This is a genomic window from Streptomyces sp. NPDC127100, from assembly GCF_042724095.1.
In the GTDB taxonomy this organism is placed as follows: Bacteria; Actinomycetota; Actinomycetes; order Streptomycetales; family Streptomycetaceae; genus Streptomyces.
In genome coordinates this window covers 113313-140058 of the sequence record NZ_JBHXFL010000012.1, presented here as the reverse complement: position 1 = coordinate 140058, position 26746 = coordinate 113313, and the positions used below count along the sequence as shown (strand labels likewise).

Below are 26746 nucleotides of genomic sequence, written 5' to 3'. Positions count from 1 at the left end.
CCATGCGTCTGCTCACCCACCTGCGGCACGTCGACCTCGCCGTGCCCGACTACGACAGGCAACTCGACTTCTACTCCGGCGTCTGGGGCCTGACCAAGGTCGCCGAGGACTCGGGTATCTCCTTCCTCGCCGCCGAGGGCTCCCCGGAACAGTACGTCGTACGGCTGCGCAAGGCCGACGACAAGCGACTCGACCTCGTCTCCTACGGTGCCGCGTCCGCCGCCGACGTGGACACCCTCGCCGAGCGGCTCCTCGCGGGCGGAGTACAGCTGGTCTCCCGGCCCGGCAAGGTCGGCACCCCCGGCGGCGGGTACGGCTTCCGCTTCTTCGACGTCGACGGCCGCACCATCGAGGTCTCCTCCGATGTCGACGTCCGACAGCACCGCAGGATCGAGGAGAAGGAGTCCATCCCGGTCAAGCTGAGCCATGTCGTCCTCAACTCCCCCGACCTGAACCGCACCCGCGAGTGGTACGAGCGCCATCTCGGCTTCGCACTGTCGGACACGCTCAGCTCGCCGCACATGGGCGAGGTCATGCACTTCATGCGGATCAGCAACCAGCACCACTCGATGGCGATCGCGCAGGGCCCGCACACCTCGCTGCACCACGTCTCCTTCGAGATGCGCGGCATCGACGAGTACATGCGCGGCTCCGGCCGGGTCATCCGCGCGGGCTTCAAGAAGATCTGGGGCCCCGGCCGGCACATGGCCGGCGACAACACGTTCACCTACTTCCTGGACCCGCACGGCAACACCGTCGAGTACACCACCGAGCTGGAGTGCCTCGACGAGGACACCTGGCACCCGCACGTCTACGACTTCTCCCGGCCCGAGGTCACCGACCAGTGGGGCACCGCCAACCCCATGAACGAACTCGTCGCCAAGGAGTCCTTCAACGACCCCGACCGCGGCGTCTTCGTCGCCCCGCCGGTCTGATCCCGCGCCCGGCCCCCGGGGACGCGACGGCGGCGTCCACGCCCCGACTCCCCCGTCACGTCCCCGGTCCGCTCCCGCCCCTTCCTCTCCGTCAGGAGCGACACCATGCGTTTCGCCGCTTACGAACAACGCCACCGCCGGCGTGTGGCCGTCGTGGAGGAGGACGGCACCCTGTTCCCGCTGCCGGGCGTCTCCTCCCTGTCCGCGCTGCTCATCGAGACGGACGGCCTGCCCGGGCTGCTGGCCGCGGGCCGGCAGGCACTCGACGTCCCGCCCGGCCCGCACGTCTCCCGGGTGCGGCTGCTCCCCCCGCTCCAGCCCGCGTCCGTACGGGACTTCGTCACCTTCGAGGAGCACGTCGAAGGCGTACGCCGCTCCGTCGACGGCGAGGCCGGTGTGCCCGAGCAGTGGTACGCGGCGCCGACCTTCTACTTCACCAACCCGCACGCCGTCCACGGCGACCGGGACGACATACCCGTGCCGCCCGGCTCGGCCGTCCTCGACTTCGAACTCGAGGTGGGTGCCGTCATCGGCCGCGAGGGCCGCGACCTCACCCCCGAACAGGCCCGCGACCACATCGTCGGCTACACCGTCTTCAACGACTGGTCCGCGCGCGACCTGCAGTCGGCGGAGATGAAGGTCGGCCTCGGCCCCTGCAAGGGCAAGGACACGGCCACCACCCTCGGCCCGTACCTGGTCACCGCCGACGAACTGGAACCGTACCGGGACGCCGACGGCTTCCTGCGACTGGCCCTGACCGCCGAGATCAACGGCCGGGTCGTCGGCGAGGACCTGCTGTCCAACATGAGCTGGACCTTCGAAGAGATGACCGCCTACGCCTCCCGCGGTACCCGTGTCGTACCGGGTGACGTCCTCGGCTCGGGCACCTGCGGCAACGGCGGCTGCCTCGCCGAGCTGTGGGGCCTGCGCGGGGAGCAGGTCCCTCCACCGCTGAAGCCGGGCGACTCGGTCGCCCTCACGGTCGAGGGCATCGGCACCCTGACCAACTCCGTGGTCCCCGGTCCGGAGCCCGTCCCCCTGACCGCCGGCCGGCGTCGCACCCGGGAGCGGCCGTAGGAGCCGGCCCCCGAAGAGGCACGCCTCACGTCATGTGCGCCGCCCGGCACGCAGAGGACGCACGGTGAGCGTGCCGTCGGGCCCGTCGTCGACGCGGGTGCCGAACACTCGGCTGTGCCTGTCGAGGACGGCGCGCAGCCACTCGGTGTCCTCGGCCGAGGCGTGTTCCAGCCGCATCCTGCGCGCCTTCAAGGGGACCATCCGCGCGTCGGCCAGCCGGCCGGTGTCCGCCTGCACCGACACCAGGTACAGCACCCGCAGGTCGTCCCGGTAGCTCTCGTAGCCGCCGATGCCCTCGTAGTCGTTGACGAGGTCGCCGCAGCCGTAGAGGACGAGCCTGTCCCGGTACACCTCCACTGGGCGCGGGTGGTGCGAGGAATGTCCGTGGACGACGTCCACGCCCGCGTCGAGGAGCGCGTGAGCGAAGCGGACCTCGGAGCGGGAGACGCCGTAGCCCCAGTTGGGGCCCCAGTGGACCGAGGCGACCGCGAGGTCACCCGGCCGCCGGACCTGCCGCAGACGGTCGGCGAAAGCGGAAGCGGCGGCTGCCGAGGGCCCCGCGACGACGTCCACACCGGGCCGCTGCTCGGTGGCGGCCCAGTCCTTCGGGATCCCGCTGGACGGCATCCCGAAGGAGAAGACCAGCACCCGCCCGCCGACACCCAGGGGCACGATCGCCGGCCGCCTCGCACGCACCTCGTCCGGGCCCGCCCCCGCCGTCCGCAGCCCCGCCTCCGCCAGGGCGTCGAGCGTTTCGTGCAGGCCGCGCAGGCCGAAGTCGAGCACGTGGTTGTTGGCGAGCGCGCAGACGTCCGGCCGGGCCGCGGCCAGGCACGGCAGATTGGCCGGGCTCATCCGGTAGTGGACGCCCTTGCCGGGCATGAAGTCACCGTCGCCCGTGACGGACGTCTCCAGATTGACCAGCCGCACGTCCGGCGCCGCCTCGTCCAGGGCCGCCAGCGCCTCGCCCCACGGCCAGCGGAAGCCGACCGGCCGGGGGATCGGCCCGTTCGCCGCCTCGGCCAGGCCGACGTAGTCCCGGGCGTCGCGGATGTAGGTCTCCCGCAGCGCCGGGTCGCCGGGGTACGGGAGGATCTGATCGACGCCCCGGCCGAGCATCACGTCCCCGCCGAGGGACAGCATGACCACGCCCTCGTACACCCTTCCACGCTAGAGCCGTCACCAGCGATGCGCGAAGGATCCGTGAGACGGGGGCAGGTGACTGCGCGTGTGTGATGCGGGATGGCGGCGGCTCCGGCACCGAACCGCCGGGACGTCGGCGGCGGTGGTGGGCGATCCGAGAGCGACGGTGACAGGGCCCCATGCGGCGGTGGGGCGCAGGCTCGTATGGGCTAACCGCGATAGCGGTAGGGGCAGGTCACGGTGAGGGTGGAGGGGACCGGCGTTCTGCCGGGGCGTGACCCACTGGCCGAAGGAGCACTGTCAATGTCCGGACGTAACACCGTCATCCGCAGCCTTCACGACGTCGGCCTGGCGGCATGGTTCGGGGGCTCCCTGATGGGCGCGATCGGCCTGAACGGGGCGGCCGAGAACGAGGGCTCCACCGTCGCCGCCCGGGCTCGGATCGCCTCGGTGGGATGGGCGAAGTGGGTTCCGGTCAACGCCGCGGCGATCGGTGCGCACCTCTTCGGCGGCGGCGGACTGCTCGTCTCCAACGCCCATCGGGTCACCGCCCAGAAGGGCGTGGCCGCCTCCACCACGGCCAAGACGGTCGTCACCGCGGCAGCCCTGGCCGCCACCGCGTACGCCCGTGTCGTCGGCAAGAAGGTCGAACTTGCCTCCTCCGCCGCCCCCGAGGACGCCGAGAAGGCCGCGCGCCACCCCATCGACCTCGGCAAGGCCCGGCGCCACCTGGCCTGCGCGCAGTGGACCGTACCGGCTCTGACCGGGTGCCTTGTCGTACTCAACGCCCTCCACGGCGAGCAGCAGCGTCCCCTGGCTCAGCTGCACGGCATGTGGGACCACGCCCGCTCCGTGACGCGGTTCCCGTAGGCGAGCACCCCGGCCCTGGTCCGTTCGCGTCAGTGACTCCAGTAGTCGCGCTGTGGCAGTTCGACCCAGACATCGGGAGGGCCGACCACGGCACGCGCGTCGGTCGGACGCAGTCCCGCGAAGGCGCAGGAGTAGGCCACGGCGTTGTACCGGTAGAGGTACGAGGTGAGGACTTCCTCGGGGGTGTCCTTCTCGTACGGTCCCCCGCCCGGGTGCAGGTCCCAGCCCTCGACGGTTCCGTGCCGGGCGATGCTGCCCTGGTTGCCGCTCTTGGGATTGGCGTACAGGCCGTAGCAGACCGTGCCGGCGGACAGGCGGGTCAGCACGCCCGGCATCTGCGGCGCGTATCCCCAGGGCTGCGTCACGACGCAACCGCCCGGCACCGACGTCACACCGACGATGCCCAGGCTCTCGTCCATGTCGTACTGGTACGGGTCTTCCAGCAGCTCGTCGACGACTTCCTCGTCCGCCGGCGCCGCCTCCAGGCGGCGCACCGCCTCGGCCGCGTCGATCCCGGCCACGCAGGCCAGTCCGGTGCCGTCGTAGTGGAACGTGCCCAGCGCCGTGGTGAGCCGATGGGCCTCCTCCGCTGCCTCACGCTCCGTGTCGGTCAGGCGCACCCCCTCCGGTACCGGGAAGAGGTCCGGTGTCGGACCGGCCAGGCTCAGCCGTCCCGGTGACCAGCCGCCGATCGACGGCCGCCACGGATCGGCTCCGGCGGAGGCCAGGGCTCGCGCGTTGTCCGGCTTCCCGGACACGACGGCCTCCCACAGGGCCGTCACCCCGTTCTCCAGTGCGTCCACGTCCGCGACCCGGCCAGCCAGCTCCGCGACGACCTCCGGGGACCCGAACGCCGCTGCACGGTGCAGCGGCCGGCCCCCGCTCCAGCGATGCGGATCGGCGCCTTCGTCGAGACGGCGGCGAACGTCGGCCGCATCCGTCCAGTCCCACCCCATGCCGGCCCAGCCGTCATTTCCCGCCGCCATCGAACCCCTCCAGCGTGTCGCCCGCCCTTCGCGCTCCACGCTCGCACACGGGTCTGACAGCAGGACCACCACCCATGGCTCAGAAAGCTCGGCCGACGGGATGGGTGAGGGGCGATCCGGGGCGTGTGCTGAGGCATCGGTGGGGGCGGGGTCTACTGCCCCCGGCGGCGGGCCTGTTGGTGGCGGGCTGCCTCGCGCCGCAGCCTCCGATGTTCGGCGACGGGGAGGCGGTGCCCGAGGAGGTCACGCGTGTTCCCCTGCCGGTGCGGCCCGGCCCCGACGGCACCTGGGCGCTGAACGCCCCCGCAGCGGAACTGCTCGGCCAGGGCCGCACGCTGGTCCGCAGGGCCGGCACGGACGACGAGGGCTGGCGGCTAACCCTGCCGGGGGAGTTCGCGTTGACCTCGCCACAGCCCGGTGCGGCGCACTCCGCGTTCGTCCGTGAGTACGGGGTGGTGCAGGTCGGTGGCTCGAGAGACCGCCGGGGCCCGAGTGCGATCGCCGGTCTCGGTCCGGAGCGGGGGCTCCGCCGGACCTCGTGCCCCTGCGTCCTGCGAGCAAAGACTGAGGTCAACGCTTCCTTGATACACGCCTCTTGACGGGGCATCAGCGCGTTTTTATAGTCCCACACATCATAAGACGTCAGACGTCTTGTGACTCATCGAAGCGGCCCGCCCCATGCGGGTCGCCTCCCTACGCAAGGGGCGAGTGATGCGAAGACGAGCCGTACTGGCCGCCGCCGCGGGTTCCCTGGCCGCCGCGGCAACCGTCCCCGAGGGGCGGGCGTCCGCCGCCGCGCGGACCGTCGGACCGGTTCTGGACCACCGGGTCGAGAGGACCTACGACGGCACGTCGGGCACCGACCTCTCCTCGCGGGTGGCCGCCGTCAGAGGGCTGAGCACGGGGACCGTCCTCGCCACGTGCAGGACCACCAGCCGAAATCTGGCGATGACCCTGTTCTCCGCGTCGAACCCGGCGGAGCCGTCCAGCGAGATCGTCCTCGGACTGGCCGCCGGTGCACTGCAGTTCGTCGTCCGGGACAAGGGCGTCGTCAAGGTGAACCGCCTCACCCGCACGATGTACGACGACGGTGCCTGGCACACCTTCGCCGTGACGGTCTCCGGCGACGGCACCGTCTTCCACGCCGACGGGCGCCCCGTACTGACGCTGCCGAGCGCCCACTTCTTCTCCGCGGTCTCCGGTCTGGCCTCGGTCAACGTGGGGCGCAACGTCGACAGCACCCATCCCGGCGGGGAGTGGTTCTACACCGGCGGCATCCGCCGGGTCGCCGTCTACGACCGGGTCCTGACCGAGGCGGAACTCCGGGCGGAGAGCGTCCGCGTGGATCTGGCGGACTTCGGCACGATCTCCGGGATCCTCAACTCCGACACCCCCGCGAACTGGGTGATCACCGGTGACAGCATCACGCACGGCGCGCTGTGGACGAACGGCTGGCGCAGCTATGCCGAGCACTTCCAGGAGCGCGTCCGCTGGGAGCTGGGCAAGCCCAAGAACAGCGACTTCGTGATCGACACCGGGGTCAGCGGCAGCACCACCAACGATCTGGTGGCCGCGTTCTCCCAGCGGGTGACGGCGTTCTCGCCGCGCGTCGTCTCCGTCATGCTGGGCACCAACGACGTCGCGACCTCCGGCATCGGCCAGGCCGCCTATCGGGCGAACCTCGTCAGACTGGTCGCGGCCGTCCGCGCCCTGCCCGGCGGGGTCGTACCGATGCTCCAGACGCCCAATCCCGTCGACCTGGCCCGGTGGCCCAACCGTACGGCCCTCGGCGACTACGCCGACACGATGCGGGGGGTGGCTCAGGAACAAGGGGTCGTTCTCATCGACCACCACGCCCACTGGCTGGCGTCCAACGGGGGCAGCGTGCCCACCGGCCTCCTGGGGGACGGCCTGCACCCCGACCAGCGCGGGCACCTGTTCGTGAGCCACAAGATGATCGAAGACCTGCGCATCTTCGATCCCGGCAGCCGCGTCTGCTCCCTCACCATTCCCTAGGACTCCAGCGGGGTCCCGTTCGTCACGCGAGGCCGATGTGGAGGCGTACGGTCGTGCTGTCCTGGTCGGTGTGCACCTCGATCAGGTCGCACAGCTGGCGTGCCACCCACATGCCGTGCCCCCGCTGCTGTCGCGGATCGGGGGGAAGGTAGCCCAGGAACCAGTCGGTGCCCTCGCCGCCCGTGCTGGTGACGTCGCAGACCACGCGCCGGCCCGCGCGGCGGACCCGCAGCTGCCCGGTGCCTCCGCCGTGCTGGACGGCATTGGTGGCCACCTCGTTGACGGCGAACACCAGGCGCTGGGTGCCGTCCGCGGACAGCCCCATGCGGGCGGCGGTCTCGGCGACCTCGGTACGTACGGCCGTCAGGTCGGCTCCGAAGCGCATCACGGCGTCCTCTTCCTCTGCGGCCACGGGCGCGAGCGGCCGGCGCCAGCCGTCGTCGGTCGCCGGGTCCGCGTACCGTTCGCTGGGGCGGGCGGACGCCGCCACGGCTGTCTCGGGGTGTGTGCGGCGGGCGTCGGCCACGATGCCGTCGGGCAGGACCCGGGTGTCGTACGGGCAGACGACCCAGGCCGGACAGCCGGCGAAGGCGATGTTGACCGCGGCCTCGTAGCGGGTCCATTCGGCCGTTTCCAGCGCGTCCCTGCCGGCCCACACCGGCTCGCCGAGGATGCGCACCCGTGGGTGTCCTCCGCGTCCCGTACGCCGGTCGACGTAGCGGTGGTAGGCGCCCAGCGTGCGGCCGGGGGTCCGGTACCACTCGGCGGCGTCGACGAGGTCGACCTGCTCGGCGGCGGGGCCCAGGGCTCGGCGCAGCAGGTCCCTGTTGGCCGGTGTGGTCACGGCCAGCACGGCGTCACCTTGCGCGAGGCCGTCCAGGCAGAAGGCACCGTCGTGGCGAGGAACGTTTCGTCGTCGCCGTAGATCAGCGCCTGGTGGGTGAGGCGGTCGTTCCCCGGGGCCGGTGGAGGTATGTGGTGCTTCTCCGTCACGCGTGGGCCTTCCGCGGGCTGACGACGAGGGCCGAGGTCTCGTCGAAGCCGACCATGCCGATCACCTGGCAGAGCAGGGGTGCGAGCTCCACCACGTGCAGCCGCCGGCCCGGCTCGAGTCCCGCCGCGCACCGGGCCAGGGCCCGGACACCGGCGAGGTCGATGAACTCCATGTCCGTCGTGTCCACCCGGACGTCCCCCGGCCAGGCGAGCGCCGTCTCCAGGGCGGCGGCGAGGACCCGCGTGGTGCGGTGGTCGACGCTGCCGACGACACGGAGGGTGCGGTGTCCTTCGTGGAAGGACGGGATCAGCCGGAGGGCGCCGTCCTCGTGGAGCGGCGGTTCCTCGACGGCTCCGGGGTGGCAGCGGTCGAAGGCGTCGAGCTGCTCGGGAGTGAACCGGCGGGCGTCGTACTGGCAGACGGCGGACGCCTTCTGCCCCGCGAACACGGCGTTGACCTCGGTCTCGTAGGTGGAGAGCCGGTCGGCGCCCGGGACGTCGCGCAGTGCCCATCCCATCTCGCCGCTCACCCGGAATCCGGTGTAGCCGGCCGCCAGCGAGTCCCTGACCTCCTGCCGCAGAGCGGTGACCATGTCGTCGGCGTCGAAGGTGCCGCTCGCCAGGTAGCTCTCGTCGGCCGTCGTCACCACGAGCCGGCCCTTCCTCAGCGCCGGCCCGGTGCTGATTCCGGCCGCGCTCAGCCAGCCGAGGACGCTCTCCGGAGCGCACTGGTCGGCGAAGTACAGGACCCGCTCACCGCGCTCCAGGCCGTCGGCCAGATAGGCGGTGACGACCCGTCGCTGTTGGTCGTCGTCGGCGAACGCCAGACACAGGTGATCACCGTGGTCGATGTCCCGGACCCGGCGTTCCGTACGCTCGTGTGCGAGCACTGCGGTCTTCAGCCCCTCCCCGCCGCCCCGACCGACCGGGCTCCCCCGAACCCTCGCAGCCGGACTGTTGTACCGCGCAGTCTAGTCCGGTCCGAGCCGCTCCCACACGCCGCTTACCGGCCGCACAAGCGGGGCCGTCCGGTCACTTGCGCAGGGCCGCGACGGCCGCCTCCGTACTGGGGTGGAAGGTGAAGACCTGGTCGAGTCCGACGACGGAGAACACGCGCATCTGGTCGGGGTTCACGCCGGCCAGGCTCAGCGGGGATCCGGTGGTCTGCGACCTCTGGTAGGCGCCGATGAGCACGGTGATGCCCGTGGAGTCGCAGTAGGTCAGCCCGGACAGGTCGATGATCACGCCGTTGTCGTCGAACTCGGCTTCGGCGACCGCCTGGGACAGACGGTGGGAGGTGTGGTGATCCAGCTCACCGGCGACTTCCAGGACGAAAGGGCCCGAGGAGGTCCGGCGCGGGGTGACTGTCAGCAGGTGTTCGGACTCGATCACCGATTCTCCTGAGTGCTGTACATGGAACGTGCGGGTACGGACAGGGCGAGCACGGCGGTGTCGTCGCTGACGCCGTCGCCGAGTCGCTGTAAAAGGGCTTCGACGGACTGCAGCAGTTCGCCCGCCGTGCGCGGGGCCGTGGCGGTCAGATGCCGGGTCAGGCCCTCCTCGTCGAGCATGGTGCCGTCGGCGGTGCGCGCCTCGGTGAGGCCGTCGGTGTACAGCAGAAGGCTCTCACCCGGATCCAGCCGTGTGGTGGTCTGCACGAACTGGGGGTTCGGCAGCATGCCCACGAGCTGGCCGCCCATCGTGGAGATCGGTTCCACCGTGCCGTTCGCGCGGACGGCCAGGGCGGAAGGGTGCCCGCCACCGGCCAGGGTAACCGCGTAGCAGCCGTCCGGCAGGGGCTTCAGGACGCCGAAGGCCGCCGTGCAGTAGCGGGGGTCGCTGCCCTGGTACTCCCCCTTGAGGACGGCGTCCAGGTTGGCCAGCGCGGCGCACGGGTCCGGGTCGTAGATGGCGGCGGCGCGCAGGGTGTAGCGGGTCAGCGAGGTCAGCGCCGCGGCGTCCGCGCCCTTGCCGCACACGTCGCCGAGGAAGAAGCCCCACCGGCCGTCGTCCAGGGGGAAGAGGTCGTAGAAGTCTCCGCCCACCTCGTCCGGGGAGGCCGTGTGGTAGGCGGCCGCGGTCTCCAGACCGGGTACGTCGGGCAGGGCGGGCGGGAGCAGGGTGCGCTGCAGGGCCCGGGCGAGGCGTTCCGCCTCGGCGCGCCGCTCCCGTTCGGCCGCGACGGTCCGGATCGCCGACAGCCGCAGCTCGAGCTCGTCCATGACCAGGGCAGCCAGATCCTGCAGGGCCTCGAGCTGGTCGTCGGTGGGTTCGCGCGGACGGGTGTCCAGGACGTTGACGGCGCCGAGGCGCTGGCCGTCGGCCGTGGTGATCGGTGCGGCGGCGTAGAAGCGGACGCCTGGCTCGCCCTGGACGAGGGGGTGGACGAGGGCGCGGGCGTCGGTGACGGCGTCGGTCACCACGTAGGGCTCGCCGTGGAGGATGGCGGAGGCGCACAGGCCCGGTTCGCGGTGGATCTCGGTGACGCCGTCGAGGCCGTGGGCGGCTTTGAACCACACCCGGTCGGTGTCGACGATCGCCACCGTGGCCATGGGCACGTCGAAAAGGCGTGCGGCCAGGGACGCGATCCGGTCGAAGGCGCCGTCGGGCGGTGTGTCCAGGATCTGGTAGCGGCGTACGGCGGCCAGCCGCGCCTCCTCGGCGACCGGTTCCGCCGAGGCAGCCTGCACGGGGCTCGCCGTCATCGTCTCCCCTGCTTCGTCGTTCTCACGTTCGTAGTCGCATCCCGGGCGCTGTGGACCCGGGTGACTGGCTTATCCTACGAAGTCGTTGCAAGTGGCGGGCAGTCCCCCCGGCCTCCCCCGCACGCGACGTGACAGTGGCAGTGGTGTTCGAAGCCCCCTAGTGCGGTGTCCCCGGACGGCGGTGGGCATGCGGAGGGTGCGGCGAAGTCGCCAGACGGTCGGGCCGGCCTGCGCGGCCCTCCGGGACGGCTTGAGTGAAGGGGTGTCCAGTGAGGCGTTCGGAAGACGCTGCGCACGAGTCCGTGACAGCGCCCCGCGCAGACGTGTTCACTGCCGACCCGGAGGTCGGCCCGGACCTCGCCCGGGTGGACTGGTCCGCGACGCCCCTGGGCCCGCCGGAGCAGTGGCCGCAGAGTCTGCGGACCGCGGTGAGCATCCTGCTGTCGTCGCGGTTCTCGATGTGGATGGCGTGGGGACCGGAGCTGACGTTCTTCTGCAACGCGGCCTACCGGCGCGACACCCTGGGCGCCAAGTACCCCTGGGCCCTGGGCCGGCCGGCCCAGGAGGTGTGGGCGGAGATCTGGGGCGACATCGGCCCGCGCATCGACACGGTGATGCGCACGGGCGAGGCGACCTGGGACGAGGGTCTGCTGCTGTTCCTGGAACGGTCCGGTTACACGGAGGAGAGCTACCACACCTTCTCCTACAGCCCGCTGCGCGACGACGACGGCACCGTGGTGGGCATGCTCTGCGTGGTCAGCGAGGACACCGACCGTGTCATCGGCGAGCGCAGGATGGGGACCCTGCGGGACCTCGGATCGGATCCCAGCGTGGTCCGCACCGAGCAGGAGTGGCTCGCCTTCGCCAACCAGCAGCTGTCCCGGAACCGGCGTGACCTGCCCTTCACCCTGACGTACCTGCTGGACGGCGACGGCGCCGCCCGCCTGGCGGACGTCACCGGCCTGGACAGGGGCCACCCCGCCGCACCCGAGGTCCTGCCGGCCGACGGCTCCGGCGTGTGGCCCGTCCCGTCACCGGCACACGGCGGGTCCGTGCTGGTACCGCTCGACGGCGCCCCGTTCGCCGGCCTCCCGGCCGGCGACTGGCGGCTGCCGCCCGCGCAGGCGCTGGTGCTGCCCCTGCTGCGGCAGGGCGGCTCCTCCTACGGATTCCTGGTGGCCGGCCTGAACCGCTTCCGGGCCCTGGACGAATCCTACCGGGGGTTCGCCGAGCTGGTCGCGGGGCACCTCGCGGCCGGGATCTCCAGCGCCCGCAGCTACGAGGCCCAGCAGCGGCGGGCCGAGGAGCTCGCGGAGCTGGACCGCGCCAAGACCGCCTTCTTCTCCAACATCAGTCACGAGTTCCGCACCCCCCTCACCTTGATCATGGGGCCGGTGGAGGAACTGCGCGGCCGCCTGGCGGACGCCGATGCCCATGTGCGGGAGGAGCTGGAGGTCGTCCACCGCAACGGCCTGCGCCTGGGCAAGCTGGTCAACTCCCTGCTGGACTTCTCCCGCATCGAGGCCGGCCGGATGCAGGCCCGTTTCGAGCCGACCGACCTGGCCATGGTCACCGCCGACCTGGCCAGCGTGTTCCGCTCCGCCATCGACAAGGCCGGGCTGGACTTCCGGATCGACTGCGCCCGGCTCCCCGAGCCGGTGTACATCGACCGCGGCATGTGGGAGAAGGTGGTCCTCAACCTGCTGAGCAACGCGTTGAAGTTCACCTTCGACGGCTCGATCCGCGTCACTGTGAGCGCCGAGGACACACACGCCGTGGTGACCGTCGACGACACCGGCATCGGCGTACCCGCCGAGGAGATGCCGCGGCTGTTCGAGAGGTTCCACCGGATCGAGAACGCCCGCTCCCGCTCCAACGAGGGCAGCGGCATCGGGCTGGCCCTGGTCAAGGAGCTGGTGGGGCTGCACGGCGGCACCATCACCGCGGAGAGCACCGAGGGCAGGGGCACCTGCTTCACCGTGCGCCTGCCGTTCGGCTCGGCCCACCTGCCCTCCACCGCCCTGGTGCCGGCCGAGGACAGCCGCGCGGTCGCGTCCGCCGACCCCTATGTGCAGGAGGCGCTGCGCTGGCTGCCGGACGACGTCACGGCGAAGGCGCGCACCGCGGTGACGGCGGCCGACCCGGCCGGCTACGCCACGGCCCCGGCCGTCACGGCACGCATCCTCGTCGCCGACGACAACGCCGACATGCGCGAGTACCTCACGCGGCTGCTCGACAGCGCCGGGTACCAGGTGCGCACGGCCGACGACGGCATGTCGGCGCTGCAGGCCGTCCGCGCCGACGCTCCCGACCTGGTGATCAGCGACGTCATGATGCCCGGCCTGGACGGCCTCGGTCTCGTGGCGGCCCTGCGCACCGATCCGCGCACCGCCTCGGTGCCGGTCGTGCTGCTGTCCGCGCGGGCCGGGCAGGAGGCGTCCATCGAGGGACTCCAGGCCGGCGCCGACGACTATCTCGTCAAGCCGTTCGCCGCGGCCGAACTCCTCGCCCGGGTGCGGGCCAACGTGGAACTGGCGCGGCTGCGCAACCACCAGGCGCGCTGGCGCAAGGCGCTGGTGGACTCCCTGCAGGAGGCCTTCTTCGTCTGTGACGAGGAGGGCGCCGTCGTCGAGATCAACACGGCCTTCACCGACATCCTCGGCTACGACCCCGACGGTCTCCCCTACCAGCCGGTCCATCCCTGGTGGCCGGACGCCGAGACCGACCCCGACGGGTACCGCGAGGTCGGCGACGCCTTCGCGCAGGTGCTGAACGATCCCAAGGGCTCCTACACGATTCCCGTCACGCACCGGGACGGACACCGGCTGTGGGTGACGGCGACCTTCAACCAGGCCCAGGACCCGGACACCGGACACCGGGTGACCGTCGGGACCTTCCGCGACGTCACCGCCGAGCACTACGCGGTCCAGCGCAAGAGCGCCCAGGCCGCCCTGAGCATGCGGCTGACCCAGGCGACCAGCCTGCCGGAGGCCCTCGCCGGCGCCCTGGCGGAGCTGAAGAACCTGTGGCGTGCCGAGTGCGTGCTGGCCGCCGTCGCGAGCACCGGCCAGGAGATGTCGCTGACGGCGACCGACGTGGATCTGCGCTGGCAGGACCTGACCGCCGAGCGCCGGGAACAGCTCACGGCCTGGCTGGACCAGCCCCTGCTGACACCGGTGGACGACTCCACCGGGGCGGGCATCACCGTGAGCCACCCCGAGGGGACCATGGTGGTGTGGATCGACCTCGGTGACCACCGTCCCTTCACCGGCGAGGACCAGTTGCTGTTGTCCCTCCTCGCCGGGCAGCTGGCCCAGGGGCTGTCCCGCGCGCACCAGATCGACCAGCAGCGCGAGACGGCCCTCGCCCTGCAGCGTTCCATCCTCGGTCCGGCCAACCTCCCCGACGGCTTCGCCGTACGCTACGAACCCGCCACCCGTCCCCTGGAGGTCGGCGGCGACTGGTACGACACCGTCCGGCTCCAGGACGGCCGCATCGGCATCGTCGTCGGTGACTGCGTCGGACGCGGTCTCGAGGCCGCGACCGTCATGGGCCAGCTGCGCAGCGCCTGCCGCGCCCTGCTGCTCCAGGACTCCAGTCCCGCCCAGACACTGATGGCCCTGGACCACTTCGCCGCCGGCATCCCGGGCGCCATGTGCACGACCGTGTTCTGCGGCGTCCTCGACCCGGACACCGGCAGGCTCACCTATTCCAGTGCCGGGCACCCGCCGGGCATCCTCACCCACCCGGACGGGACCACCGTCCTCCTCAACAAGGCACGTTCGGTGCCGCTGGCGGTGCGCCCCGGCAAGGACCGGCCCGAGGGCACCTGTACCGTGCCGGCCCGCGCCACGCTCCTGCTGTACACCGACGGCCTGGTGGAACGCCGGCGCCGCCCGCTGACGGTCGGGATAGACGAGGCCGGCGAAGCGGTCCAGGCCGGCCGCGACGCCGCGGTCGACGACCTCGCCAACCAGGTCATGACCCGGCTGGCGCCTGCCGACGGCTACGACGACGACGTGGCCCTCCTGCTGTACCGGCACCCGGCACCGCTGGACGTGGCCTTCCCCGCGGAGTCCTCGCAGCTGGCGCCCGTCCGCAAGGCTCTGCGCAACTGGCTCGACCAGTGCGAACTCCCCCCGCACACCGTCCAGAACGTACTGGTGGCGGCGGGGGAAGCCTGTGCCAACGCCATCGAACACGGCCACCGGGACGCTCCCGGTGACACGGTCCGGCTGCGCGCCGAGGCACTGGTCGACGACCTGCGTCTCACCGTCGCCGACACCGGCCGCTGGAAGACGCCCCAGCCAGAGGCGAACACCCACCGTGGTCGTGGCGTGGCGCTGATGCGGGCGCTGATGCACCAGGTCACCATCACCTCCGGCACCGCCGGCACCATCGTCGACATGCACACGAGGATCGCCTGATGAGCACGCTCCTGACCCTGACTCCCAGTCGACGGCCCGATGGTGTCAACCAGTTGACAGCCGTCGGCGAGATCGACATGAGCAACACCGACACGCTCGCCGCGGCGATCGAGACGACCGAGGGACCTCTGGTCATCGATCTGACCGAGGTGGAGTACCTCGACAGCGCTGGTCTCAGCGTGCTCTTCCGGCACGTCGACCGCATCGAGCTCATCGCCACCCCGCTCCTGGCACCGGTCCTGGAGGTGTCGGGGCTCGCCGACCTGACCACCGTCCACGGTCTGGGCAGCGCCTGACGGCCCCGTAGGGCCCGGCCCGGGTCGCCCTCCGGGGACTGCTAGGGGCATTGGCTCACCCGAGTGGGCCAGTGGACCGTTCGAGCTGAGCCGGGTCGGGCACCTGGTCTGCATGACCGATGACGCAAGCCGCATCCGGCTGGTGCAGACCGTGCTCGACAGCACCGATGCCCGCAAGCTCGCCGAGTTCTACCGGTCCCTGCTGGGACTCGACTACGCCGAGGGGGACGAGCCGCCGCCGGCCGGGCAGCCGGACGAGCACGGCAGGGACTGGCTCGTGCTGCGCAACGCCGCCGGCGGACCGCAGCTCGCCTTCCAGCAGGTGTCGCGCCTGCGCGAACCGGACTGGCCGGACGGCCCGGTGCCCCAGCAGATGCATCTCGACCTGAGCGTCGGCTCACTGGAGGAGCTGCGGAACCAGCACGAGCGCGTGCTCACCCTCGGCGGCAGTCTGCTCAGCAACCGGGACCGGCCGGATCCGGACGACGACGAGCGCTTCCGTGTCTACCGGGACCCCGAGGGCCACCCGTTCTGCATCTTCGTCGCGGAACGCGACGAGTAGGCCGGGACCCGGTCGGCAGGGGCGCCGCCGGGGACTCCCCCGGCGGCGCAAGGGTAGTCGGTGCCCATGGAGATGGGACACCTGCTGGTGATCACACCTGGCATCCGCGCGTACCGCGAGTACCTACTGCAGTCGATCAGCCGCGACTTCCGCGTCCACCTGGTGCTGACCGAGCCCCCGACCTGGGAACTCGCGTACACGGCCGGCCACACCCTGGTGGCCGACCTCGCCGATGCCGACGGTCTGGTGAAGGTCGCGCGGACCGTGGCCGCCGAACGGCGTCTGGACGGCGTCATCTGCTGGGACGAGACCTGGATCGAGCAGACCGCGCAGGTGGCCGCCGCCCTCGGACTGCCCGGAGGGGACCGGCGGTGCGTCGAGCGCTGCCGGGACAAGCACCGTACCCGCGCGGCCCTCGACGCCGGCCGGGTCCCCCAGCCGCGCTCGGTCCTCGTCTCCGGCCGCGAGGAGGCCCTCACGGTGGCAGGTGACATCGGTTATCCGGTCGTCCTCAAGCCACGGGCCCTGGCCGGGAGTTTCGGCGTGGTGCGGGCCGACTCCCCGGCCGGCCTCGCGGACGCCGTCGAGTTCACGGGCGCGAGCGGTGCGTCGGCGCCCGACCTTCCGACGCACGAGCGCAACATCCTGGTCGAGGAGTTCGCCCGTGGGCCGGAGATCAGCGTCGACAGCGTCGTCCATCGCGGCACGGTGACCCCTGTCTGCCTCGCCCGCAAGGAGGTCGGCTTCGAGCCCTACTTCGAGGAGACCGGCCACGTCGTCGACCCGGACGACCCGCTGTGGTCCGACAGGACACTGGCGGACGTGGTCGTGCGCACCCACGCCGCGCTGGACTTCACCGACGGTGTGACCCACACGGAGATCAGGCTGACGCCGGACGGGCCGAAGGTCATCGAGGTCAACGCCCGGATCGGCGGGGGCATGATCCCGCTGCTGAACCTGATGGGCGGCGGCCCCGACCTCGCGCTCGCGGCCGCCGACGTCGCGTGCGGCAGACCGCCCAGGCTGCAGGCGACCGCCGGACACCGCCAGGTCGCCGCCATCCGCTTCTACTACCCGCCCGAGGACGACACCGTGATCGCGGACGTCCGCTTCGAGCAGCGGGAACTGCCGGAGCAGGTGGTGCGCTGCGGCCCGCTGGCGGCGCGGGGAGAGGTCAAGTCGCCCCCGCCCCGCGGGCTGATGGACGGCCGGGTCGCCTACGCGATCGCCCTGGCGGCCGACGCGGACTCGTGCCGTGCCGCCCTGGACGGGGCGGGCCGGGCCCTGCGCGTGGACGTGGCCTGAGCGGGACGCGGCCCTTTGCCCGCCGCCGGACGGCGCCCGCTCAGGGCGTGCCGGCCGGCGTGGCGGCCCGGGCCTCCTCGGGAGGCTCGGGCCGGAGGCTGTCCAGGGTGCGGACCTTGCGCAGCGGGGACAGGACCAGGAAGAGACTGGTGCTCAGCAGGCCCACCGCCCCCACCACCAGCGCACCGCGCAGCCCCAGTCGGGTGCCCAGCCAGCCGCCGAGGAGCGAGCCGACCGGCTTCATGCCCAGGGCGACGAAGAGGTAGGCGGCGTTGGTGCGTCCCAGCAGCCGCTCCGGGGTGACGGTCTGCCGGATCGTCATGGTGTGCACGTTGCAGGCGGTGATGCCGAAGCCCTGCACGAAGAACGCGGCGGCGAACAGGGGGGCCGCCCACGTGCCGCGGTGCGCGACCGGCAGCAGCAGCGGTGCGAGGTCGCCGATCACCGCGGCGATCACCAGGGTGCGGCCCAGGCCGACCCGGTGGGCGAGACGGTCGGTGAACGCCGCGCCGAGCAGTGCGCCCACGGCACCGACGGACAGCATGAGGCCCAGCGTCCCCGGGCTCATGTCCAGTTCCTTCACGGCGAACAGGGTGAGGATCGTGAGGACGATCTGCCAGCACAGGTTGTAGCTGGCGGCCTCGCCGAGGGTGGCCCGCAGGTACGAGCTGGAGAAGGTGAAGCGGAAGCCCTCGGACACCTGGGACCGCAACGGCGCGGGATCGACCCGGACGGGCTTCTCGCGCTTGCGCACCGCGGAGACGCCCAGCGCGGAGGCGAGGTAGGAGACGGCGTCGACGAGCAGTGCGAACGGCGCCCCCACGAGCTGCACCAGTGCCCCGCCCAGCCCCGGGCCGCCGATCTCCGCCACCGACTCGCTCGCCGTGAGGCGGGAGTTGGCGCCGGTCAGATGTTCCGGCGGCACGATGGCCGGCAGGTAGGAGCGGTAGGCGATGGTGAAGAACACCCGCGCCGTTCCGGCCGCGCAGGCCAGCGCCAGCAGCCGGCCGAAGGTCAGCAGGTCCAGGGCCGCCAGCAGCGGGATGGCGCCGATCGACAGCGCCTGCCCCAGGCTGGAGAGGATCAGCACGCCCCGCCGCTGCCACCGGTCGACCAGGAGGCCCGCGGGCAGGCCGAGAATGACGTACGGGGCGAACGTCAGCGCGCCCAGCAGCCCCAGCTGTGCGGGGCTGGCGTCGAGGGTGAGAACCGCGGTCAGCGGCATGGCCAGCTGGTACACCTGGGTTCCGACCAGCGAGGCGGTCTCGCCGGCCCAGACGAAGTTGAAGTCCCTGCGCCAGCCTTCGGCCACGATGCTCCCTAGGTGTCGGTCTTGCCGCCGGTACCGGTCGGTGCCGGCTGCCGCCGTCCCCGGGCGGACGGTCCGGGGACGGCGGCGGGACTGTCTCAGTGCCCCGGTTCCATGTCGTAGAAGCCGAAGCCGTCCAAATAGCACACGGTGGCGAAGTCCTGGAGCAGGACGGAGCGGTCCGGGTGGATCAGGCCCACCGTGACCGGTTCGCTCTCGTCGTCGATCGTGCGCACCAGGCGCTCGCCGGGCCTGAAACGCTGGGTGACGCCCCGGCAGCTCTCCAGTTCCTCGATCAGGCCGATGTGCGGATACCCGCGCAGGACGCCCTCGTACGGCGAGGCGAAGAAGGCCATCGCGCCGTGGTTGTCCTGGGCGTACGGGGCCTCGGCCTCGTCGAGGAACCGGTCCGGGGCGGCGTACGCCTGCACGGTCCGGTCGATCTGGGACTCACCGGTCAGCAGGACGGCGTACCGGGCGACGTCCGCCCCGCACAGCCGGGCGCCCGCCTCGACCAGGCGCGGTCCCGCACCGGTGAGCATGACCTCCAGGTGCACCGGCCCCCAGAGGATGCCGAGGGCGTCGAGGACCCGGTAGGAGTACTCGGTGACGGCGTGCCAGTCCGCGTCGTCGCGCGGCACCGAGGTCATGCCGTTGATCCGGTCGCGCATCCCGTTGACCGTGATCTTCTGGTAGCGCCAGACGTCCGTGACGCGGTGCCGGCCCCGGCAGCTCACGGTGTTCACCACGAACTCCACGCCCCGCAGGTACTCCTGGGCGACCACGCCCTCGTTGGGGACGTCGAAGACGCTGTCCCGGGACATGATCCGGTGGTAGGCGGCGACCGACTCCTCGGGGGTGTCGCAGAACGACACCCCGTCGTTGCGGGCGCTGCGGACCGGCTTCACGACGATGCGGCCGCCCAGGGAGCGGTGCCACTCCTCCAGCCGGCCGGGCGAGTCGATGCGCTCCTGCCGGGTGGCCGGTACTCCGGCCGACCGGAGCGCCTCGATCTGGACGTACTTGTCGCGGCGCGCCTCGCTCAGTGCGGTGCCGTTGCCGGGCAGGCCGAGGGCCTCGTTGAGCCGGTCGGTGAACTCCACGCCCAGCTCGCTGCCCACGACGACGGCCTCCGGACCGAACTCCGCCAGTCGCTTGACCATGTGCTCGAAGGTCCCGTCGTGGACGAGGTTCTCCCGGTAGCCGGTGAGGTCCGCCGGTCCGTAGGAGGGCGGGACCCGCGGTGTGGACTGGACCCGGACGCAGTCGAGTCCGGCCTCGCGGAACGCCTGGCCCACCTTGTTGACGGCGCCGTACGGATCGACGAGGGCGATGGTGCGTCGGTTACCCATGCTCGGGTGTCTCCACTTCGTAGAAGCCGTACCCGTCGAGGTAGCAGACGGTCTGGAAGTCCTTCTCGACCGTCGCGGCCTCGGCGTGCGCCAGGCCGACGGTGAGTGGCTCGGTGCTGTCGTCGACCGTGCGGCGCAGCCACTGCCCCGGCGTGACCCGCGGCGTCATGCCCTGGTAGCTGTCGAGGCGTTCCACCTGGCCGAGCAGCGGGTACGAGGTCAGGCGGCCCTCCACCGGTGAGGCGAGGAACGCCATCGCGGCGTGCGCGTCCCTGCGGTACGGGGCGTCGACGTCGGCGAGGAAGGCCGCCGGGTCCGTGTACGCCTGTACCGTGCGGTCGATCTGCGACTCACCGGTGACGAGGACGGCGTAGCGGGCCACGTCCGAGCCGCAGAGCCGGGCCCCGACCTCCACCAGGCCGGGGCCGTCGGAGGTCAGGATGATCTCGAGGTGGGCGGGTCCGTGGGCGATGCCGAGGGCGTCGAGCACCGCGAAGGCGTAGTCCCGCAGCCGGCTCCAGCGCGGGTCCGGCGGCGGCAGCGAGACGATGCCGTTGATGCGGTCCCGGACCCCGTTGACGTCGATCTTGTGGTAGCGCCATGTGTCGGTGACGCGGTGGCGCCCGTCGCGGCTGACGGTGTTGACCACGAACTCCGTGCCGGTCAGGTACTCCTGCGCCACCACCGCTTCGTTGCGGAGGCCGAAGTCGTTGACGGCGCGGCGCACCCGTTCGTAGGCGGCGACGGACTCGCCCGGGCTGTCGCAGACGCTCACCCCGTCGTTGCGGGCGCTGCGGGTCGGTTTGACCACGACCCGCCCTCCGAGCCGGGCGTGCCACTCCGCGAGCCGGCCCGCGTCGGTGACGGTCAGCTGCCGTGCCGTGGGCAGGCCGGCCGCCGCGACGGTCCGGGTCTGGACGTCCTTGGCGCGCCGGGCGTGGCTGAGCGCGGTGCCGTTGCCCGGCAGTCCGGCCGACTCGCACAGGGCGTCGGCGAGTTCGACGCCCTGTTCGGCTCCGGCGATCACCGCGACCGGCCGGTAGGCGGCCAGCAGCGCGGCGGTGGCCTCGACGTCGCCGGTGTGGACGAGGTTGTCGACGTACAGACCGAGGTCCAGTTCGCTGCGGTAGTGGCCGGGTATGTCGACGGTGCTCTGCACCCGCACGCAGTCGTGCCCGGCCGCGTCGAAGGCCTTGGCCAGCCGGGCCGCCGAGCCGAAGCCGTCGACGACCGCGACGGCGGGGCGCCCGGTCACGAGCCGTGCCCGGAGACCGTGCGCAGGGCGGTCGTCAGCCGCTCCACCAGTTCACCGGCCTCCTCCTCGGCCAGCACGAGCGGGGGCATCAGGACCAGGGTGTTGTTGGTGCTGGTCAGCAGCAGGCCGGCGGCCTTGCAGGCGTTCCGTACCTCCGTCATCTCGCTCGCGCCGAGCCGGTTCTCGGCGCGGCGCAGTTCGACGCCGATCATCAGGCCTTCCCCGCGCACGTCGTGGATCAGCGGGATGTCCTCGGCCGCGGCGCGCAGTCGCCGGCGGATCGCGGCCCCGGTCGTCCGCACCCGCTCCAGCAGCGTGCCGTCGGCCAGTTCCTCGAGTACGGCCAGTCCCGCGGCCATGGCGGCGGGGTGGCCGTCGGCGGTGCAGCCGTGCGGGAAGACGTACTCGGGGCGGGAGAGTGCCTCGTCGAGGAGGGCGTCCGAGCAGACGAGCGCGGCCAGCGGGAAGTAGCCGGAGGTGATGCCCTTGCCCAGCACCAGCATGTCGGGCAGGACCCCCTGGGAGGCCATGACCGACATCGCGCCCGTGCGGCCGAATCCCGTGGTGACCTCGTCGGCGATGAGATGGATGCCGTGCCGGTCGCACAGTTCACGGACCCGGGCGAGGGCGCCCTCGGGGGCGGGCAGGACGTCGGTTCCCATGATCGGCTCCAGGATCACGGCGGTGATGTTCTCCGGTCCGCGCCGCTCCACGGCCCGTTCGAGGGCCTGGAGGTCCCAGGGCCTGACGTGGTGCACCTCGGGGGCGAGCGGAGCCTGCAGCGCGTGCATCTGCCGCTCGCCGGTCAGCGCCCCGGCCAGGCCCCCGGTGCCGTGGTAGCCGTTGGTGAAGGCGAGGACCTTGACGCGCTGCGTCTCGCCGCGGACCTTGCGCACGAAGCGGGACAGCAGCACCGCGGCGCTGGTCATCTGGGAACCGGTGCTGCCGAAGCGGACGTGGTTGAGGGGGTCGGGCAGGGTGGCGACCAGCCGGCGGGCGTAGCGCAGGGAGATGTCGGCGGGCTCCTCGTAGCGGATGATCTGGGCCACCGGCAGCCGGCGGAGCTGCTCGGTGACGGCGTCCACGATCCGTTCGCAGCTGTAGCCGAGGGTCGTGTTCCACATCGCCGCCCGGGCGTCGAGGTACCAGGTGCCGGTGGCGTCCTGGAGGCGGCAGCCCTTGCCGTGCACGACGGCGGTGGCGTCGAAGCCGCCGTCGTGCACGGTCCGCGGGGTGAGGGAGTTGTGCCAGAGTGCGTCGTGGTCGTTCCTCAGCATGCCAGCGTCTCCAGCTTCTTGCGGTCGAGCTTGCCGTTGTCGTTGAGCGGGAAGCGCTCCACCCGCTGGAACCGGCCGGGGACCATGTAGGCCGGCAGCCGGCCCGCCACCCATCCGGCCAGTTCGGGCACCGGCACCGGGGCCCCCGTGTACAGGGCCCTGAGGTCGGTGCCGTCGAAGAGGACGGCGGCGTCCTCCACCCCGGGATGACTGCCGAGGGCCGCCTCGACCTCTCCCAGCTCCACGCGGTAGCCGTGGACCTGGACCTGGGCGTCCAGACGGCCGAGGTGGGTCAGCACCCCGTCCTCCTCCACGACCCGGTCGCCGGTGCGGTACCAGAGCCGCCGCGCCGGGGCGTCGTGCGTGTCGTGGACGCGGGCGCCGCCACCGGGCTCCCAGTCGAGGAAGCGGCCGGCGTTGTTCCCGGGGTCCAGGTAGCCCGCGAAGCGCTGGACGCCGCGTACGCACAGCTCGCCCTCGGCCGCCGGGTTGCCCGCCCCGTCCAGCACGACGTGCTCCAGGTGCGGCAGGCAGTGGCCGATGGGGACGGAGGCGTTGCGGGTGGTCGGCCAGTCGGCGGGGTCGGCCGGCAGCCGGTGGGCGGTGCAGGTGACGGTCAGTTCGGTGGGGCCGTACAGGTTCTCGATGACGGCGTGCGGCGCGGCCCGGTGCCAGGCGGCCGCCTGCTTGAGCGTCAGCTGCTCCCCGGCGAACAGACCCCACCGCAGGTCGGGAAGGCAACCGGCGGGCAGCCTGCGCATGCGTGCGGCCAGGGAGACCACCGACGGAACGGAGAACCAGTGCGTGAGCCGGTGGGCCAGGGCGAAGCCGGCGGGGTCGGCGAGGTCCTCCCGCTGGGGCACGACCAGGGTGGCGCCACCGGCCCAGGTGACGAACATGTCGAACACGGACGGGTCGAAGGTGAGGTCGAAGGTCTGGCTCAGCCGGTCGCCCGGCCCGACCTCGTAGCGCTCCACCTGGTGGGCGACGTACGGCAGGACGTTGCTGTGCGCGATGGGCAGGCCCTTGGGGACACCGGTCGAGCCGGACGTGAAGAGGATGTAGGCGGGGGCCTCCTCGCCGGCGGGCGGCGACGCCGCCGGGCCGCCCGTGCCGGCGGTGTTCCCACCGGTCGTCGGCGTCGGTGCGAGGTGCCCCGACGGCGTACCGTCCGCCGTCGCCAGGTCGAGCGCCACTCCGCTCTCGCGCATCAGGTCCTGGAGCGCGGTGTCGGTGAGCGTGCTCCACAGGCCGGCCCGGGCGGCGATCGCCGCGTTGCGCTGGGCGGGGAAGACCGGGTTGAGCGGGACGACCGTCGCCCCGGCGCGCAGGACGGCCAGGTATCCGGCGTACGCCAGGGGCGAGCGGGAGGCCAGCAGTCCGATCCTCGCTCCCGGCGGGACGGGGCCGAGGTGGGCCGCGAGGCGCTCGGCGGTCCGGGACAGCTGCCGGTAGGTGAGGGTAACGCCGGCCACGCACAGGGCGGGCCGGTCCGGGTGCCGGCGTGCGCTTCCGGAGAACAGGTCGAACAGCGAGTCAGACATGGCGGACCTCCCGGTCCATGAGGGTCAGCACTCCGTCCGCCGCGTGCAGGCGGTCGTTGCTGTAGTTCAGCGGGGCGGACCGAAGGTCGCGCAGTGTCCGCTCGAGGCCGGTCGGCGAGTCGCGCAGGTAGCCGTGGCGCATGCCCATCAGGTCCGTCAGCTCGTCGGCCGCCGCCGGGCACAGCTCGGACGCGGTCAGTTTCACCGCGTTGACGAGGAGTTGCACCGGTGTGCCGGTGGTGTCCTCCGCGGAGGCGAGGACCGAGGCGGCGTGCGTGGTCAGCGCGTGGACGGTGTCCAGCCGCTGACGGACCCGCGAGAGGCGGGCGAGCAGCAGGGGCGAGTCCAGGTCGCGGCGGTGGCGCTCGGCGCGCAGCAGGGTCACGACGCGTTGGAGCGCGCCGTCGGCGGCGCCCTGCCAGCACGCCGCCCAGCCCAGGTGGGCCAGTGGCGCGAAGGTGCGCACCGCGATGTCCCGGAACGCCCCGTGCGCACCGACGACCTGGTCCCGGGGGATCTCGCCGGCCAGATGCAGGGGCGCGCTGTGGGTCGCGCGCATGCCCATCGGGTTCCAGTCGCCCCGTACGGTGACGGTGAGCTGGTCGCGCTCGGCGTAGACCAGCGACAGCTGGGACGGGGACGTCGCGTCGGGGGCCAGGGCGGTGATGAGGAACCCGTCGGCGTGGCTGCCTCCGGTGACCACGGGGGCGAAGCGGTCGACGTGGACGGAGTCGCCGTCGGCCGTCAGCGTCGACCCGGAGGACAGCAGATGCCCGCCGGTGCCGGCCTCGGTGGTCACCGACGCCAGGTAGAGCTCGCCGCGGACGATGCGGGGCAGCAGCCGCTCCCGCAGGCTGCCGCCGTCCCGGACGACGGCGGCGACCTGCTGGCAGTGCATCGTGAAGATCATGCCGACCGACATGCAGGTACGGGACAGCCGGCTGCTGACGGCCAGCAGCTCGTCCATGCCGCCACCGGGCCCGCCGTCCTCCGCGGGCACCAGGAGCCCGAGAAGACCGGTGCGGCGCATGGCCTCCAGCGCCTCGACGGGGAAGCGCGCCTCGCGGTCGCAGGCCTCGGCGTGCCGGGCGGCTTCCGCCTCGACCTCGGACACCGCTCGTTCGAGATCGGCGGGCCGCCACGCCGTGCGGGGCAGGTCGGTGACGGTCATCCGGGCACCCCGCTCGCGCGCAGTGTCCGCTCGAAGAGGGCGATGAGCGTGTCCAGGCGGCTCAGGTTGTCCGGGGTGAGTTCGCTCGCCTCGACCTCGGTGTCGAGTTCCTCCTCGACCCGCTCGACGATCTCCACGATGCGGAAGGAGCTGAAGGTGGGCAGGTCGGTCAGCGCGCCGGTGGTGTGCAGGTCGGCCTGGCCGACGCCGAGGACCTCGGCGGTGATGCCGGTGACGACCGCGCGGACGTCGGGTGTCTCCATGATGTCTCCCGGTGTGGTCAGGCGCCGAGTTTGGCGAGGCCTTCTGAGACGCGGATCAGGGCGTCGGCGACGTGCGGCAGGGCGAGCGGGTCGGGCGCCGCGAGGGCGGCTTCCTGCTCCTCGTCGGTGTCGCCGTAGAGCATGCTGGTGGCGGCCTTGAAGCGCAGTGCGCCGGGGTCGTCGCCGAGGTGGTGTCCCGCCAGGACGGCCAGGCCGTGCTCGTCCAGCAGGTGGCGGGCCAGGGCCGCGGATCCGTCGACGCCCCGCTCCGCCAGCGCCTCGCGCCGCGGTTCGAAGTCGGGATAGACGTAGAACGCCCCGGTGGGCGGCCGGCAGGTCGCACCTGCGGCGACCGCCGCGGCGTGCACGGCGCGGGCCACGGAGCCGTGCAGGCGTGCGCTCGCCGCCAGCCGCTGCCGGATCTCGGGCGGGTCGCCGAAGGCGTAGGCGGCGACCTGCTGCATGGGGCCCGACAGCGTGGACCACATGTCGCTGGCCACGGCGACGAGCCGGTCGCGCAGTTCCCGCCCCCGCCTGCCGGGGGGCACCCGCAGTCCGCCGACCCGCCAGCCGCCCAGGGCCAGGGACTTGGACAGCCCGGTGGTCACCACCGTGCGGTCGGGGACCACTTCGGCGGGGCTGAGGAAGGGGGCGTCGGGCCGGTGCATGACGTCGCGGTAGATCTCGTCCGACACGACGAACAGGTCCTCCGCCTCGGCGATCCGGCACACCCGCTCGATCAGTCCGGCGGTGGCGAGCGTGCCGGTCGGGTTGTCGGGGAGGGTGAGCACGACGATGCGCGGGTCGCCGCCCGTCCGGCGGGCGCGTTCGATGGTCTCCGGCAGGGCGTCCGGGTCGGGGATGCCGCCGCACTCGGCGGGGATGGGGACGCCGTACACCCGCTTGCCCGCCATGCGGGCCTGCGGCTCGTAGGAGTTCCAGCTGGGGCGCGGCAGGAGCACGTCCCCGGGCAGGACCAGGTCCAGTGCCATGAGCAGGGGCTTGCTTCCGGGGCCGAGCAGGACGTCCTGCGGGCCGGTGGGCAGGCCGCGACGCTCGAAGTAGCCGGCGAGCGAGGCGAGGGCGTCGGGTGCTCCGGCCACGGGTCCGTAGGCGTTGCGGTGGGCGCCGGCGCACAACTGCTCGACGAGGGGGCCGAAGGCGGGCAGCCGGGATTCGCCGAAGCCGAGGTGGACGACGGAGCGGCCCTGGGCCCGGAGCCGGGCGACCTCTTCGTTGAGGGCGAGGTTGGGAGACATG

At 72.4% G+C, this 26746-nt stretch carries 23 protein-coding genes; 8 read left to right on the top strand and 15 right to left on the bottom strand.

Annotated elements, in window-relative coordinates:
- Positions 1–2 precede the first annotated feature (2 nt).
- Together ACFWJB_RS15055 and ACFWJB_RS15050 are read left to right on the top strand one after the other, a co-directional pair.
- A complete protein-coding gene (locus ACFWJB_RS15055; protein ID WP_386922601.1) occupies positions 3–935 on the top strand; it encodes a VOC family protein in 933 nt (310 codons plus the stop codon).
- Between the two features lie 105 nt (positions 936–1040).
- On the top strand, positions 1041–2012 hold the full coding sequence (locus tag ACFWJB_RS15050; protein ID WP_385469766.1) for a fumarylacetoacetate hydrolase family protein: 972 nt from the start codon (positions 1041–1043) through the stop codon (positions 2010–2012).
- A 30-nt stretch (positions 2013–2042) separates the two neighbouring features.
- Here ACFWJB_RS15050 and ACFWJB_RS15045 read toward each other — a convergent pair whose 3' ends face one another.
- Positions 2043–3155 (bottom strand): CapA family protein, encoded by a 1113-nt coding sequence (locus ACFWJB_RS15045; protein ID WP_386922632.1) that lies wholly within the window; start codon positions 3153–3155, stop codon positions 2043–2045.
- A 303-nt stretch (positions 3156–3458) separates the two neighbouring features.
- Between ACFWJB_RS15045 and ACFWJB_RS15040 the strand changes: the two genes are divergently transcribed.
- Positions 3459–4025 carry a hypothetical protein gene (locus tag ACFWJB_RS15040; RefSeq protein ID WP_385469764.1) on the top strand — a complete coding sequence of 189 codons (567 nt, stop codon included), beginning with the start codon at positions 3459–3461 and terminating at the stop codon, positions 4023–4025.
- Positions 4026–4054: 29 nt separating this feature from the next.
- On the opposite strand, the gene ACFWJB_RS15035 is transcribed toward ACFWJB_RS15040, so the two are convergent.
- Positions 4055–5011, bottom strand: a complete 957-nt coding sequence (locus ACFWJB_RS15035) for an ankyrin repeat domain-containing protein (RefSeq protein ID WP_386922598.1) — start codon at positions 5009–5011, stop codon at positions 4055–4057.
- Between the two features lie 711 nt (positions 5012–5722).
- Here ACFWJB_RS15035 and ACFWJB_RS15030 point away from each other — a divergent pair.
- Positions 5723–7027 carry a GDSL-type esterase/lipase family protein gene (locus tag ACFWJB_RS15030; RefSeq protein WP_386922596.1) on the top strand — a complete coding sequence of 435 codons (1305 nt, stop codon included), beginning with the start codon at positions 5723–5725 and terminating at the stop codon, positions 7025–7027.
- 22 nt (positions 7028–7049) lie between these two features.
- Here ACFWJB_RS15030 and ACFWJB_RS15025 read toward each other — a convergent pair whose 3' ends face one another.
- The 5 genes from ACFWJB_RS15025 to ACFWJB_RS15005 form a co-directional block, all read right to left on the bottom strand.
- Positions 7050–7880: an anti-sigma factor RsbA family regulatory protein gene (locus ACFWJB_RS15025; protein ID WP_386922594.1), complete on the bottom strand. Its 831-nt coding sequence runs from the start codon at positions 7878–7880 to the stop codon at positions 7050–7052.
- Positions 7868–8020 carry a hypothetical protein gene (locus tag ACFWJB_RS15020; protein ID WP_386922592.1) on the bottom strand — a complete coding sequence of 51 codons (153 nt, stop codon included), beginning with the start codon at positions 8018–8020 and terminating at the stop codon, positions 7868–7870. The genes ACFWJB_RS15025 and ACFWJB_RS15020 overlap by 13 nt, the downstream gene beginning before the upstream one ends.
- Complete coding sequence (locus ACFWJB_RS15015) at positions 8017–8910, bottom strand: MEDS domain-containing protein (protein WP_385469754.1); 894 nt, start codon at positions 8908–8910, stop codon at positions 8017–8019. The genes ACFWJB_RS15020 and ACFWJB_RS15015 overlap by 4 nt, the downstream gene beginning before the upstream one ends.
- Positions 8911–9052: 142 nt before the next feature.
- Positions 9053–9412, bottom strand: coding sequence for an STAS domain-containing protein (locus tag ACFWJB_RS15010; protein ID WP_385469752.1), 360 nt, complete (start codon positions 9410–9412; stop codon positions 9053–9055).
- Positions 9409–10725: a PP2C family protein-serine/threonine phosphatase gene (locus tag ACFWJB_RS15005; protein WP_385469750.1), complete on the bottom strand. Its 1317-nt coding sequence runs from the start codon at positions 10723–10725 to the stop codon at positions 9409–9411. Before ACFWJB_RS15005 ends, ACFWJB_RS15010 begins: the two co-directional genes overlap by 4 nt.
- 269 nt (positions 10726–10994) lie before the next feature.
- Between ACFWJB_RS15005 and ACFWJB_RS15000 the strand changes: the two genes are divergently transcribed.
- From ACFWJB_RS15000 to ACFWJB_RS14985, 4 genes are all read left to right on the top strand, one after another.
- The gene (locus ACFWJB_RS15000) at positions 10995–15152 is read left to right on the top strand and encodes a SpoIIE family protein phosphatase (RefSeq protein ID WP_386922589.1); all 4158 of its coding nucleotides are present in this window, start codon (positions 10995–10997) and stop codon (positions 15150–15152) included.
- Positions 15152–15448 carry an STAS domain-containing protein gene (locus ACFWJB_RS14995; RefSeq protein ID WP_385469746.1) on the top strand — a complete coding sequence of 99 codons (297 nt, stop codon included), beginning with the start codon at positions 15152–15154 and terminating at the stop codon, positions 15446–15448. Before ACFWJB_RS15000 ends, ACFWJB_RS14995 begins: the two co-directional genes overlap by 1 nt.
- A 112-nt stretch (positions 15449–15560) precedes the next feature.
- Positions 15561–16010: a VOC family protein gene (locus ACFWJB_RS14990; RefSeq protein WP_386922587.1), complete on the top strand. Its 450-nt coding sequence runs from the start codon at positions 15561–15563 to the stop codon at positions 16008–16010.
- A 66-nt stretch (positions 16011–16076) separates the two neighbouring features.
- Positions 16077–17315 (top strand): acetyl-CoA carboxylase biotin carboxylase subunit family protein, encoded by a 1239-nt coding sequence (locus ACFWJB_RS14985; RefSeq protein ID WP_386922585.1) that lies wholly within the window; start codon positions 16077–16079, stop codon positions 17313–17315.
- Positions 17316–17355: 40 nt separating this feature from the next.
- Here ACFWJB_RS14985 and ACFWJB_RS14980 read toward each other — a convergent pair whose 3' ends face one another.
- The 8 genes from ACFWJB_RS14980 to ACFWJB_RS14945 all read right to left on the bottom strand — a co-directional run bounded on the left by ACFWJB_RS14980 (position 17356) and on the right by ACFWJB_RS14945 (position 26745).
- Positions 17356–18627: an MFS transporter gene (locus ACFWJB_RS14980; RefSeq protein ID WP_386922583.1), complete on the bottom strand. Its 1272-nt coding sequence runs from the start codon at positions 18625–18627 to the stop codon at positions 17356–17358.
- 95 nt (positions 18628–18722) lie between these two features.
- Entirely contained in the window at positions 18723–19976 is a 1254-nt protein-coding gene (locus ACFWJB_RS14975; RefSeq protein ID WP_386922581.1) for an ATP-grasp domain-containing protein, read from the bottom strand.
- On the bottom strand, positions 19969–21231 hold the full coding sequence (locus ACFWJB_RS14970; protein ID WP_386922579.1) for an ATP-grasp domain-containing protein: 1263 nt from the start codon (positions 21229–21231) through the stop codon (positions 19969–19971). Before ACFWJB_RS14970 ends, ACFWJB_RS14975 begins: the two co-directional genes overlap by 8 nt.
- Positions 21228–22508: an aspartate aminotransferase family protein gene (locus tag ACFWJB_RS14965; protein ID WP_386922577.1), complete on the bottom strand. Its 1281-nt coding sequence runs from the start codon at positions 22506–22508 to the stop codon at positions 21228–21230. The genes ACFWJB_RS14970 and ACFWJB_RS14965 overlap by 4 nt, the downstream gene beginning before the upstream one ends.
- Positions 22502–24052 (bottom strand): amino acid adenylation domain-containing protein, encoded by a 1551-nt coding sequence (locus ACFWJB_RS14960; RefSeq protein ID WP_386922575.1) that lies wholly within the window; start codon positions 24050–24052, stop codon positions 22502–22504. Before ACFWJB_RS14960 ends, ACFWJB_RS14965 begins: the two co-directional genes overlap by 7 nt.
- Complete coding sequence (locus ACFWJB_RS14955) at positions 24045–25223, bottom strand: acyl-CoA dehydrogenase family protein (protein ID WP_386922573.1); 1179 nt, start codon at positions 25221–25223, stop codon at positions 24045–24047. The genes ACFWJB_RS14960 and ACFWJB_RS14955 overlap by 8 nt, the downstream gene beginning before the upstream one ends.
- Entirely contained in the window at positions 25220–25486 is a 267-nt protein-coding gene (locus tag ACFWJB_RS14950) for a hypothetical protein (protein ID WP_385469024.1), read from the bottom strand. The genes ACFWJB_RS14955 and ACFWJB_RS14950 overlap by 4 nt, the downstream gene beginning before the upstream one ends.
- Before the next feature lie 17 nt (positions 25487–25503).
- Positions 25504–26745, bottom strand: coding sequence for a pyridoxal phosphate-dependent aminotransferase (locus ACFWJB_RS14945; protein ID WP_385469092.1), 1242 nt, complete (start codon positions 26743–26745; stop codon positions 25504–25506).
- Position 26746: the final 1 nt, after the last annotated feature.

Excerpts from the sequence above, each read along its gene's own strand:
- ACFWJB_RS15055 (WP_386922601.1), top strand. The coding sequence starts at position 3 with ATGCGTCTGCTCACCCACCTGCGGCACGTCGACCTCGCCGTGCCCGAC.
- ACFWJB_RS15050 (WP_385469766.1), top strand. The coding sequence starts at position 1,041 with ATGCGTTTCGCCGCTTACGAACAACGCCACCGCCGGCGTGTGGCCGTC.
- ACFWJB_RS15045 (WP_386922632.1), bottom strand. The coding sequence starts at position 3,155 with ATGCTGTCCCTCGGCGGGGACGTGATGCTCGGCCGGGGCGTCGATCAG.
- ACFWJB_RS15040 (WP_385469764.1), top strand. The coding sequence starts at position 3,459 with ATGTCCGGACGTAACACCGTCATCCGCAGCCTTCACGACGTCGGCCTG.
- ACFWJB_RS15035 (WP_386922598.1), bottom strand. The coding sequence starts at position 5,011 with ATGGCGGCGGGAAATGACGGCTGGGCCGGCATGGGGTGGGACTGGACG.
- ACFWJB_RS15030 (WP_386922596.1), top strand. The coding sequence starts at position 5,723 with ATGCGAAGACGAGCCGTACTGGCCGCCGCCGCGGGTTCCCTGGCCGCC.
- ACFWJB_RS15005 (WP_385469750.1), bottom strand. The coding sequence starts at position 10,725 with ATGACGGCGAGCCCCGTGCAGGCTGCCTCGGCGGAACCGGTCGCCGAG.
- ACFWJB_RS14995 (WP_385469746.1), top strand. The coding sequence starts at position 15,152 with ATGAGCACGCTCCTGACCCTGACTCCCAGTCGACGGCCCGATGGTGTC.
- ACFWJB_RS14990 (WP_386922587.1), top strand. The coding sequence starts at position 15,561 with ATGACCGATGACGCAAGCCGCATCCGGCTGGTGCAGACCGTGCTCGAC.
- ACFWJB_RS14985 (WP_386922585.1), top strand. The coding sequence starts at position 16,077 with ATGGAGATGGGACACCTGCTGGTGATCACACCTGGCATCCGCGCGTAC.
- ACFWJB_RS14975 (WP_386922581.1), bottom strand. The coding sequence starts at position 19,976 with ATGGGTAACCGACGCACCATCGCCCTCGTCGATCCGTACGGCGCCGTC.
- ACFWJB_RS14965 (WP_386922577.1), bottom strand. The coding sequence starts at position 22,508 with ATGCTGAGGAACGACCACGACGCACTCTGGCACAACTCCCTCACCCCG.
- ACFWJB_RS14960 (WP_386922575.1), bottom strand. The coding sequence starts at position 24,052 with ATGTCTGACTCGCTGTTCGACCTGTTCTCCGGAAGCGCACGCCGGCAC.
- ACFWJB_RS14955 (WP_386922573.1), bottom strand. The coding sequence starts at position 25,223 with ATGACCGTCACCGACCTGCCCCGCACGGCGTGGCGGCCCGCCGATCTC.
- ACFWJB_RS14950 (WP_385469024.1), bottom strand. The coding sequence starts at position 25,486 with ATGGAGACACCCGACGTCCGCGCGGTCGTCACCGGCATCACCGCCGAG.
- ACFWJB_RS14945 (WP_385469092.1), bottom strand. The coding sequence starts at position 26,745 with ATGTCTCCCAACCTCGCCCTCAACGAAGAGGTCGCCCGGCTCCGGGCC.